This is a genomic window from Lactobacillus helsingborgensis, assembly GCF_003173695.1.
Lineage (GTDB): Bacteria > Bacillota > Bacilli > Lactobacillales > Lactobacillaceae > Lactobacillus > Lactobacillus helsingborgensis.
In genome coordinates, this window is the sequence record NZ_CP029544.1 from 713,337 (window position 1) to 725,407 (window position 12,071).

The window sequence follows — 12,071 nt, forward strand, 5'->3', positions numbered from 1 at the left end:
TTTATTATGAAGTTGATTTATCAGCACATGCTTAGTTTTTTACTAATCATTCTTACTACGGTATCAATAATTGGCTTTTCAGAAATTAATAACGTCACTAAGCAATCTTATGCCCATAACTATCAGAGAATGGAAGATTTTGCTTCTGCTCTGGGAACTTTGGCTGCTAGTGAAGAAAAGAATGGCTCAGCAATGCTTAACCCCAAGTTTTTGCATAGACTGCAGTTTGTCCTTCACAGCGATAAAGTGTATTTTAGCGTTTTTAATACGCGGGGCAAACAGATTTATCCCAAAAGAAATAACAAGATTAAACTTTCTGACAAGCGCTTTGCACAAGTAAAGCGTGGGAAAAAGCTGCATATCAAAAACAACAATGAAATAATTTCGCAATTAGGTCATACTAAAGACACCTGTACTGGAGTGCTTTTGCCTTGGCGTGATCAGGGTAAATTTATTGGTGCAATTTGGCTGGGAGTTCGGGTGTCAACCGTTGAACGACCAATAAGAAGTGCCAAACAAAATTTGTTCAGTGCGTTGGTGACTGCATTAATAGTTGGCTTAATTTTAAGTTTTATCTTGTCGTTTTATGCAACTAATAGGATTAAAAATTTGTCTCAAGCTACTCAAAAAGTTGCTGCAGGAAATTTTGACGTACAGGCTAATTACAGTGGTAATGATGAAATAACTCAGCTTGCTGATAACTTTAACCAAATGGTGCGCGCATTAAAGAAATCAAATCAAGAAGTTAAGGCACAAGAAAAACGACGGGATCAGTTTATGGCTGATGCTGCACATGAAATGCGGACACCGTTAACTACAATCAATGGTATTTTGGAAGGGCTGCAATATGATGCAATTCCGGATAAAGCCAAGCCGAAGTCTATTGCTTTAATGAGCAGGGAAACAAAAAGGCTTATTCGTCTTGTTAACGAAAACCTCGATTATGAAAAAATACGCAATAATCAAATAGATTTAATTAAAACCAAGTTTAATGCTAGAAAAGTATTAGACGATGTTACAATGCAGCTTAAACATAATGCTACTAAGGCAAATGATAAAATTATTATTTCAGCACCTATAGATTTGCCAATTTATGCCGATAGAGACCGCTTTACCCAAATTATGGTCAATTTAATTCAAAACGCTATTCAGTTTACTACTGACGGCAGAATTGAGGTTACTGGCTATCGGGCTGCCCATGCCACCATCATCAGTGTTAAAGATAATGGTATTGGCATGAGTCATGAGCAACTTAAGTATATTTTTGAAAGATATTTTAAGGCGGATCCATCGCGCACGCGCTCGGGTAAAGGCGAATATGGTTTAGGCTTATCAATTGTTTCTTCTTTAATTAAGCAGCATGGCGGCAAAATTCGCGTTCAGTCTAAGTCGAATCAAGGTGCTGTATTTACCATAATTTTATTTGATAAAGGCTATGAACAATATCTTGATAGCTAAAGCAGTTCGAATAAAATTCTGCTTGCAATTAAAAAGGCTAATAAATCATCTCAAACTGATGATTTATTAGCCTTTTGTGTATGTATATTTATTTTTCTAATTCATTGTCAGTGGTGGTTTCATGCCAGACTTTAGCAGCAGCTGGAATTGAACCTAGATTAGTTACGTTATCCTTGTCGACTACTATTAGGTTATTGGGTCCTTTTGCCAAATTATTGAAACTGTCCAAGCTTTGATTTTTAAAGTAGCCGTCGCTTGCTTTTGCGAGGCTTGACTGCAATTGGTTGATCCTGTAGGCTTCCGCATCGGCTTCTGTTTTGACCGCCTCAGCTTTGGCTTTAGCTGTAGCGATCAATGCTTCGTTTTTAGCCTTAGTCGTTAACTCAATATTTTTAGCTTCACCCTCGGCTTTTTCAATAGCAGCAATTTTTTCTCTATCAGCTGTTAACTGCTTGTCCATTGCTTTTTGTATTTCAGTGCTGGGCAATAGTTCGTCAATATTGACACGGACGACCCGAATGCCGTAAATATCAGTGAGATCACCTATTGCTTCTGATAGTTGCGAGTTAATGCTGCTGGTGGAACCTAACGCATCATTTAAGTCCATCCGACCAATAATATCCCGTAAATGCCCTCTGATTAATTCAACCATTGATTTAACGGAGTCGGTATTGTTGTAAAAATATTTGTATGAATCAGTCACCAAGTAGTTTAGGGTCAAGCTGGTAGTAATTTCTGCATTATCTTTGGTAATAATAGAATATTTGGAAATTTCTGCCGGAAACATGGCTAGAGAAACTTTACGTAACCTTTGAATTACCGGGATAATAAGAACTAATCCAGCTTTAACAGTTCTTGAGTATTTGCCCAAAGTTTCAATTAATCCTTCATTGTTTTGCGGGACTACTCTACAGCATGCCAGCACTAAAAATAGGATTATAATAATTAAAAATAAGTATTTCATGAAAGTCCTCCAAAAAAATAATATTTTATTCTATATTTATTAATTATAGGACTTTTTATGATTTTTACTAGACTTGTTTTGTTTTTCCATGAGGTGATTACCAGAAACAGATTCTGGAATCGTTGTAATCTCATATTCTCGTCCTTTTAACTCAGCTGCATCTGTTTTGTAAAGACTAGTAGTTGATCTGCGGTGTTTGGTTATTAAAGCAGTAGACCTATTTTTTAAACGGTATCTGAGATTTTCCATTTGAATATAATTGGTTAAATAGTCAAATTCACTAGGATCAACCGGCTTGAATCCCTTTGGAGTATAGAAGCGGAGCAGATTATGGTTATTCAATAAATCGGAATATTTCAGCGACTGTTTTCCTTCTTTTGCTAATTTGGTGATTTCGTATTTTTCCTTCGCGGTAAAATTAATAATCTCTTTACCGCTTTTACGGTCATAAACAACGCCTTTAAGCCCCTTGCCACCAATAATGACGTATTTTTGACTAACAATAGTCCCATTTCTAAAAACCAACCACGGGCGGTATTTTGGCGCTAAAAGATCGCTGCCAAATTGAATATAATTCTTGTTAGATATTCCTAAAAGATGCAGCAGAGTAGGTAAGACATCAATTTCTCCTGCAACTTCATGCTTAATTTTTCCTTTCAAATTGGGCGAATAGATCATGAAAGGTACGCGCTGCATTTGTACGTTATTATAGCTGTTCCAGGTGTCAGAACTTTCTCCAACAATTGGCGCTAGAGTTTCATTTTCAGAATTAGTCAGGCCATAGTGGTCGCCATAAATTACTACTATGGTATTTTTAATTAATCCCGATTTTTTTAAATAAGTGAAAAATTCACGAATTGCCTGATCAAGATAATGGGCAGTTTCAAAATAATTATTAATGGACTTATCCGCTGTATCGCTGGTTTTAAAATTTGGATCCAGATCTTCTTCATCCATATCAAAAGGGGTATGGTTAGTGACGGTGATAAATTTTGTATAAAAGGGCTGCTGCATTCTTTCTAAGTACTTAATACTCTCTGCAAACATGACCTTGTCTTTGATACCATAACCAATATGGTCATTTTTATCATGGCTGAAATAGTTCTGGTCAAAGAAATAATTATAACCCATGTTTTTGTAAACATCATCACGGTTCCAAAAAGAACCGACATTGCCGTGAAAGACAGCAGAAGTATATTTACCATGTTGCCGTAAAATTTGCGGTGCAGCCTGAAAAGTATTGGAACTGCCCATTGCAGTGAACAAGGAACCATCCGAAATGCCGTAAGTTCCTGTTTCCAGCATATTTTCGGCATCACTGGTGCGGCCAATACCGACTTGATGGTAGAAATTAGCAAAGCCTAAAGTATGTTTATCATGGTAGATAGAATTAAGAAAAGGCGTAACTTCTTTACCGTTAATCTTGAGATCAATTAAAAATTGTTGGAAACTTTCCAGATGGATCACGATTACGTTTTTACCCTTGGCCTTACCAAAATATTGCGGATTTACTGGTAATTTATTTTTTTTAGTGTAAGTCAGGATTTTATTCAAATCGGCAGTATTCGCATTCTTGTTTACTTGTTCTGTTTGTTCATTTTTTATGCCGTCATAAACGGTATAAGTATCAATTCCCAGATACTTTACGATATATGACCGGTCAAAAGTAGTACCTAAAAGTCGTGGTCTGGATGACTCAGCCATAAAAATATTAAGAACTAAAACAAAGGCCCCAACAGAAGTTACGGCAAATGGTGTCAGCAAGCCATAGGATTTTTGGTCAATTTTTATTTTGTGCGCTAATAGTAAGCCCGTTATTACAATTAAATCCAGCCATAATAAAATATCTGACGGCTGGAGCAGAGCGACAGCACTCTTTCCCAATCCCGGCGCTACTTTACCAGCATTATTAATTGTTTTTACAGTAATAAAATCTGAGAATTGCCGGTAATACAAAATATTGGCAAATAACAGACCTGAATTTGCGACGTCAAGTAAGAGCATAGCGCAGTATGAAACTATTGGTTTAGAAAAATAAAGTCCAATACTAATTAACAAAATTGCGCTGCCAATGGGGCTAATCCACATGATGATGTGTTGATATGGATCTGAAATACCCAGGTTAAAATCATGATACGCAGCAAAAATGTATTTTAGAGTAAATAAAAAAACTAAAAGGCAAAAAAAGCCAGTACGAGTCTGAATGAAATTAGTCAGATTTTTTTTATTCAAAATAAAAACTCTCCCTTATCTGACTATTTTAAAAGTTTCTGGGGTTTTAGACAATCTTTTTCGTTTTGTTAGTCCTTTTTTAAGAATTAATTGACCAAGATTGAGTATAATTTAAATGAACGCTATTTTAGGAATTGAATGAGAATGATATTTTTAGGACCACTATATAACCTGCTTTCGCAACTTTATGCTACTAAAATTAATCATTTTGCTTTGATTAAGCTGATAATGTTGGCACTTGATAAAACGATGTTTTATTTTTTGTTTTTCATGGTAATCCGTTTGATCTGGCTAATGACTATTAGAAGTAGGCGGACAATCAAGTCAGAAGCAGCAGTATGGTTATTTGCTTTTTACTTAATCTTAGTATTAATGTTGACCACATTTCGCAATACTTATTTCCCGTGGAATTTGACTTTTAACTTGCACAGACCACTTAGTGAAATCAATTTTGTATTTTTAAAAGAAACTTGGAAGATGTATCATGCGCAAAGTCGGTTAGATTTTGTCTACAATTCCTTTGGTAATGTCCTGTGTTTTGTTCCGTTTGGCTTTTTATCACCCTTTGTTTTTTCGAAAAAACAAACTTTTGGTCGGGTACTGCTTGCGGGGCTGATATTTTCGTTATTTATAGAAACAATGCAATTTTTGCTTGAAACTGGTGTTAGCGATATTGATGATGTCTTTTTCAATAGTTGCGGGGCAGCAATTGGCTACTTCTTGTATTGGGTTGTCATGCTAATTAGAAGAAAGTCGAAAACTATTTAAAAGCACTGGTAATTGCAAATTAAGATTGCTAAAATATTCTTGTGAAATAAATATTTAATTCAGTAAGGAGAGCGTATTTTATGAGTTTAATAAAATTTGATAGCACTAAATTAACGCCGTTTGTCCACGAAAATGAACTAAGTGAAATGCAGGCTATGGTTAATGCTGCTGATAGTGAACTAAAAAACGGTACTGGTGCAGGTAGCGATTTCCTAGGATGGGTTAACTTACCAGTTGATTATGATAAAGATGAGTTTGCGAGAATAAAAAAGGCAGCAAAGAAGATTCAAAGTGATTCTGAAGTTTTAGTTTGTATCGGTATCGGCGGCTCTTATTTAGGCGCTCAAGCCGCCATTGAATTTTTAAATGGTGCTTTTTATGGCAGAGGCAAAGATAAGCATACTACTGTTGTATTTTGTGGTAATTCTTTGTCAGGTTCGTACCTACATGACTTGATTGAATGGCTTGGAGACAAGGATTTCAGTGTTAATGTTATTTCTAAATCCGGTACGACTACAGAGCCAGCCGTTGCTTTCCGTATTTTTAAAGATAAATTAGTTAAAAAATATGGTGCTGCAGAAGCCAAAACCAGAATTTTCGCTACCACTGATCGCGCCAAAGGTGCATTGAAGACTGAAGCAGACGCCGAGGGCTACGAAGAATTTGTTGTGCCGGATGATATTGGTGGCCGCTACAGCGTTTTATCAGCTGTTGGTCTTTTGCCAATCGCAGTTTCTGGTGCAGATATTGACCAATTAATGAAGGGTGCTGCGGATGCCAGAGCAGATTATAACTCTACAGACTTAAGTGAAGCTACTCCTTATCAATATGCTGCTTTACGTAACATACTTTACCGTAAGGGTTACACTACAGAAATTGTGGAGAACTACGAACCAACATTGAGAATGTTCAGTGAATGGTGCAAGCAATTAATGGGCGAGTCCGAAGGTAAAGACGGTAAGGGTATTTGGCCTGCAAGTGCCAACTTTACTACTGACCTTCACTCATTGGGTCAATACATTCAAGAAGGTTTGCGTAATCTGTTTGAAACTGTCATTAGGGTTGAAAATCCTGCAAATGATGTGGAAATACCAGCTGATGATCGTAATTTAGACCAATTGAATTTCTTGTCAGGCAAGACCTTGAACTACGTTAATGAACATGCGTATGAAGGCGTGGTTTTAGCTCATACTGATGGTGGCGTTCCGGTTATGACAGTCAATATTCCTGATCAGACTGAACACACTTTGGGTTACTTAATTTACTTCTTTGAATTAGCTATCGCAATTTCTGGTTATCTTAATGGTATCAACCCATTTAGCCAACCAGGTGTTGAGGCATATAAGCGTAACATGTTTGGTTTATTGAACAAGCCCGGCTATGAAGAATTACATGATGATCTTGTAGCTCGCTTTAAAGAAGAAAAATAATTAGATAATTGCTAATTTCATGAATTAATACTATTATTATATGGAACCTATTATTGATAAAATTAGTTAGTATTATTCATCCTGTACATTTTAAATTATTGATGTCATACCAATTATGGAAAGGGTAAAAGTTTAGGCTTTTAACCCTTTTTTATTAAGGAGAGAAATATGGAAGCAAAAAGAGAAACGCCAAAGCGGGTACTGGCTATAATCAGTTGTGCTTTAATGGCATTTGTGTCGATTTTGACTGAGACCAGTTTAAACGTCACTTTTCCTACACTAATGAAGCAGTTCCATATTAGTTTAGGTCTGGTGCAATGGACTACAACCGGTTACTTATTAACAATTTCTGTAATAATGGTGTCAAGTTCATATTTAAATGACCGCTTTTCAGCTAGACAGCTGTTTTTGACCGCCGCCGTGGCTTTTATCGCGGGCTCAATAGTTGCGGGGCTTGCTCATAATTTTTGGGTATTACTCGCTGGACGCATAATATCATCTGTGGGAGCCGGTCTGTCAATTCCGTTAATGTTTAACATGGTCGTAGAACTAATGCCGCAGGAAAAATGGGGTTTTTATATGGGGCTTACTGGTTTAGTAATTATTTTAGCTCCATCTTTAGGACCTACATTTGGTGGCACTGTGGTTTACTACTTCGGCTGGCCTTTAATATTTGAAATTGTGGCTGTCATTGCTGTAATTATCATGGTTCTGGGTTTGTTTGTCGTTGAACAATATCATGAAAAAAAGCATCCCAGTTTTGATTGGTTAAGCTATATTGTGATTGCCAGTGCTATGATTATTTTTAATTTAGGTTTCAATCGTATTAGCAATGGCTTAACAGATTGGGGCTTCTGGTTAAGCATGGTCGTGGTTGCGCTTTTGATATACGTATTTATCAAATTGTCACGATCAAGTAAAAAGAAATTGATTAACTTAGACATATTTAAAAATAAGCCTTTTATTTTTGCCATGATTTCTTATCTGCTTTTGCAGTTCATTAATATTGGTACCAGCTTTGCAATTCCTAATTACGTCCAAATTGTTAATCACGCCACTTCTTTAATTGGAGGACTGGTTTTGCTTCCCGGCTGCATTATCAGTGGTCTATTGAACCCATGGTTTGGGCATGTTTACGATAAAAAGGGACCACGGTTGCCACTTCTAACCGGAACAGTCTTTTGTCTAACAGCTTGTCTGCTTTTTGCCATTTTTAGCTTGAAAATCAGTACGCTAATGGTCGGCGTTTTTTATGGTATCATGATTATTGGCAGGCAAATGGCGTTTAATAATACCATGGCAGAAGCGTCCAAATTGCAGCCAGAAGAATTGCATACAGATGCCACAGCGGTTTTTCAAACTGGACAGCAATATGCTGGCTCAATGGGGACAACCGTCATGGCTGCCATCATTTCTTCTTGGCAAAAGAGACCAGGCAATTATGCTGCACTGACAGCACAAGGTAGTCAAGAAGCGTTCTTGTTTTTAACTTTTGTTAGTGTAATCATCTTGCTCAGCTACTTAAATTTATTTAGACTTGAGAAAAAAATGAACATCAATTAAAGTAAAAAATTGCAGCAACCTAGTTATCTAGGTTGCTTTTTTTTATCTGAAATTAAATATAATTAGAAAATATTAAGTTTTTTGTGTACTTTTTTAAATAAAATGATAAAATACTTAATAATTAAATTTAAGGAGGAAACAATAATGCGACGAATTTCACTTCACCATATTTTGATTTTGTCCCCAATTATCTTGCGGACAAAGCGTACCTAGAAAAATCTGAATTTTAAGGAGTATGAAATATGGCTGATTCAACCAATTCTAATAAACTAACAGTAAAAACTTTTCTTAATAAAATACTAGCTGGGACGGCAACAGGAATTATAGTGGGCTTAATTCCCAATGCCGTACTCAGTGCAATTTTGAAATTATTTGGGCAAAACCCAGTAGCAACATCTTTAAACCAAGCTTTGCTAATTTTCCAGTGTGCAACACCATTGCTCATTGGTGCCTTGATTGCTATTCAATTTAAAATGGTGCCTTTGGACGTGGCTATTGTAGGAGCCGCAGCTTATGTTGGCTCCGGCGTGACCAAGTTTGTGCCGCAGATCGTAAATCCAGCTACAAAAGCTCAGGGTGTATTTGTTTCTGCAGGAACCGGTGATTTGATTAATACGATGATTACTGCCGGTCTGGCTGTGGGGCTTTTGCTACTAGTGGGTCAGCATTTCGGTTCGATTAAAATCGTTGCCGCACCAATTTTAATTGGTGGTGGAGCCGGTTGGATTGGGATGCTAATTTTGCCTTATGTTAGCAAGATTACGACTTGGTTAGGTACAGTTATCAACTCTTTCACAAATTTACAGCCTATCTTTATGTGCATCTTAATTTCCTGCATGTTTGCAGTGTTGATTATTTCCCCTATTTCAACAGTTGCAATTGGTATGGCTATTCAATTAAATGGCATTTCAGCTGGTGCGGCGGCAATGGGAGTAGCTGCCACCACATTGGTTCTGGTAGTGCATTCATGGCGAACTAATAAGTCGGGTGTGACCATTGCTATTGCATTAGGTGCAATGAAGATGATGATGCCCAATCTTTTCAGACATCCAATTATTCTCCTGCCGACATTAGTTACTGCTGTCGTTTCAGCTATTCCGGTGGCCCTATTCCATGTTAGCGGTACGCCAGCTTCAGCGGGTTTTGGTCTTGTAGGTTTAGTCGGGCCGCTAGCTTCTTTAGACGCTGGAAAAGCCAGCATTAATTTTGTATTGGCGCTAGTGGTCTGGATTGTAATTCCTGTAGTAGTTGCACTGATCTGCCGTTTTCTTTTTGAAAAAATATTCCATGTTTACGATGAAAAAGTAGCCTTTGCATATTTAGGCGAATAGTTCTTATTAAATATCTGTCATTACACTTACATCAATTTATTTAAAACAAAAACCCGTGAAAAAACCTTTCAGGGCTATGGAGTGCTCCATAATAGTTGGCCATTAATCTGACTATTAGGAGCACTTTTTTATTGACTAAGTATTTGATTATTTTGAAAGTTGCAGTTGCTTGTAGGTATCTAGCAGGCCAAAACTTTTTGAAGGCGAACAAAAACCGTAACTTTACGTCACTTAATTGGTACTTCTGATTTAATTTAGCTAAGTTTTTTGAATTTTATCTTTGCTAATGACAAAAAACAGCTGTCAGATGTTTACGGCAGGTGATATGCTTGCCACCTTATTTTTAACGAAACCAATTTGCGCGCCCGTTAAGTTGTGAGCCTTAAGACCTAGTTCTGCGATATTTTTCTTTCAAAAAATCTTTAAACTGTCTTGCTTTGTTCTTCATTTTAACTTAATGTAAAAAGTAAATTATTGTTAAATTACATGAAAAAACTGTCTATTTCACAGAAGTTATAACACGAATAAAAAGGTAGCCCAAATGCACGAAAAAATTATCCAAATGTTGCGTCAGAATAATGGTTTTCGAGATTGGAATATGGTCTTGCAGAATTTTAGATCTGGTGATTTCAAATTAAAAACTGCTGGTCATATCAATAGCGAGCCAATTTATAAATTTTTCAATACTTATTCCGATAATTTTGTACTAAACAACAGCTCAATCACAATTTCTGTTCAACCTGTAAAGTCATACATTCCGTTTCATATTCATAATTATGTTGAAATAAAAGTTCCTTTAGTAGGTAATTGTGTAGTGGTAACAGAACACGAGCGGATTAAGGTGAAACAAGATAACATGATTTTTATCGGTATCAAAACTCCTCACAAGGTGGAACCGATTGATGAGAAAGGAGTAGTTTTAAACATCGCACTCCGTACTTCCACTTTTTCCTTAAATGTGCTTGATTTTATGCAGTCTAAGAGCAACGGCATATCTATTTCTAGTTTGCTTTTTTCCTTACTATCCGATGAAGATCACGGTGAAGGCCGTTACAGTTTGTTTGAGATTGATCATGACCCTAAAATTACTGCAATAATCTACGATATTATTGATGAATATTATGCTGATAAAATTCAAGCGGACCAGATCATTAAATTAGAAATGTTGACAATGTTTTCTTTATTAATAAGAAAAGCATATTACCGTCAACCGCCAGTGACTGGTTCGAAAAATAAAAACAATAATTTATTGTCGTTACTTCTTTACATTGAAAAAAATTATTCCGAGATCAAGTTAGAAGAAATGGCACAACATTTTGGCTTTAATCCTAACTACCTGTCGGATCATTTAAAAAATGAAACCGGTTTGTCATTTATCAAGTTAGTGCAACTGCAAAGAGTGAATGTTGCTGCTAAATATCTAAAGTACACCAAGGTTTCAATTGAAAAAATTGCTACCAGAGTAGGATATGAAAATGCGTCTTATTTTTATAAAATTTTTAAGCATTATTTTGGTATTTCTCCGGCAAAATACCGTTCTAACGCGAGATGAGAGGGTGCAATAAATTATAGTAAAATAATTGCTTGGTATGAAGAAATGCCTCAATAATAGTTTTTATTTTTACCAGAAAGTAATTGCTGGGAATGGAAAAGTCGTGACTTAGAAAAAGATTGATGAGTAAGCTTAAATGTAAAAGGTTATTTTGTAAAAACTTTTCTGAATAATATTTAAATCGCGTCAAAGAGTACTTGCGGTAATCCAATTAATTTTTAAATAATAAAAGAACTTTAAACTACTGTGCTTAAAGTTCTTTTTTATTGTTGCAAAAGCAATTAAATTACATAACAAATAAAAAACTGTAAAATGCTTACATCAAAAAATTGTTTTTCAAAAAGTTTATTCACGCTTACGAATGTAAACATTTTTATATAATAACATTTGTTGTAAATAATTTTAGCAAATCGACTTCTAAGTGATTAAATAACTAAAAAAAGCCCCAATTTTTGTCTAAAAAAAGGTATAATTTGAAATGAATTGAAGGGAGTTTTTTTACAAATGATGTGTGATAATTTGTTTTTTAAAATTTTGTGGGTAGTCGTTTACGCTATTACCGCTTATTATACCTTTACCGGCAACATGATGATGGGGATGTACTGGATGGCAGGCGGTATGCTGGCTCAAGCAGTAGTTGACCTTGTCTATCATTTTTGGCCAAAACGTAAAAAGTGCTAAATAAGTTTTAAATTTTAATAGCGTAAGATTATTAAGGATTAATTTTTAACTCAGTGGGTAAAGAATTGTCCTTTTTTGTTTTTTTGATAATA

9 protein-coding genes are annotated in these 12,071 nt (G+C 35.8%); 7 read left to right on the top strand and 2 right to left on the bottom strand.

The genetic code is table 11. The features are described from left to right. The first annotated feature begins 6 nt into the window (after nt 1-6). On the top strand, nt 7-1,458 hold the full coding sequence (locus DLD54_RS03560) for a sensor histidine kinase (RefSeq protein WP_109918252.1): 1,452 nt from the start codon (nt 7-9) through the stop codon (nt 1,456-1,458). 88 nt (nt 1,459-1,546) lie between these two features. On the opposite strand, the gene DLD54_RS03565 is transcribed toward DLD54_RS03560, so the two are convergent. Together DLD54_RS03565 and DLD54_RS03570 are read right to left on the bottom strand one after the other, a co-directional pair. Then, nucleotides 1,547-2,422: an SPFH domain-containing protein gene (locus DLD54_RS03565; protein WP_109918253.1), complete on the bottom strand. Its 876-nt coding sequence runs from the start codon at nt 2,420-2,422 to the stop codon at nt 1,547-1,549. 39 nt (nt 2,423-2,461) lie between these two features. After that, a complete protein-coding gene (locus DLD54_RS03570; protein WP_109918254.1) occupies nt 2,462-4,654 on the bottom strand; it encodes an LTA synthase family protein in 2,193 nt (730 codons plus the stop codon). Between the two features lie 144 nt (nt 4,655-4,798). On the opposite strand from DLD54_RS03570, the gene DLD54_RS03575 reads away from it, so the two are divergent. The 6 genes from DLD54_RS03575 to DLD54_RS08840 all read left to right on the top strand — a co-directional run bounded on the left by DLD54_RS03575 (nt 4,799) and on the right by DLD54_RS08840 (nt 11,979). Continuing rightward, nucleotides 4,799-5,422 (top strand): VanZ family protein, encoded by a 624-nt coding sequence (locus tag DLD54_RS03575; RefSeq protein WP_109918255.1) that lies wholly within the window; start codon nt 4,799-4,801, stop codon nt 5,420-5,422. A gap of 80 nt (nt 5,423-5,502) precedes the next feature. Continuing rightward, entirely contained in the window at nt 5,503-6,852 is a 1,350-nt protein-coding gene (locus tag DLD54_RS03580; protein WP_109918256.1) for a glucose-6-phosphate isomerase, read from the top strand. A gap of 168 nt (nt 6,853-7,020) precedes the next feature. Further along, on the top strand, nt 7,021-8,415 hold the full coding sequence (locus DLD54_RS03585) for an MFS transporter (RefSeq protein ID WP_109918257.1): 1,395 nt from the start codon (nt 7,021-7,023) through the stop codon (nt 8,413-8,415). A 242-nt stretch (nt 8,416-8,657) separates the two neighbouring features. Further along, on the top strand, nt 8,658-9,746 hold the full coding sequence (locus DLD54_RS03590) for a PTS sugar transporter subunit IIC (protein ID WP_109918258.1): 1,089 nt from the start codon (nt 8,658-8,660) through the stop codon (nt 9,744-9,746). A gap of 541 nt (nt 9,747-10,287) precedes the next feature. Beyond that, entirely contained in the window at nt 10,288-11,298 is a 1,011-nt protein-coding gene (locus tag DLD54_RS03595) for an AraC family transcriptional regulator (RefSeq protein ID WP_109918259.1), read from the top strand. Nucleotides 11,299-11,802: 504 nt separating this feature from the next. After that, nucleotides 11,803-11,979, top strand: a complete 177-nt coding sequence (locus tag DLD54_RS08840) for a hypothetical protein (protein ID WP_167390941.1) — start codon at nt 11,803-11,805, stop codon at nt 11,977-11,979. Nucleotides 11,980-12,071 lie beyond the last annotated feature (92 nt).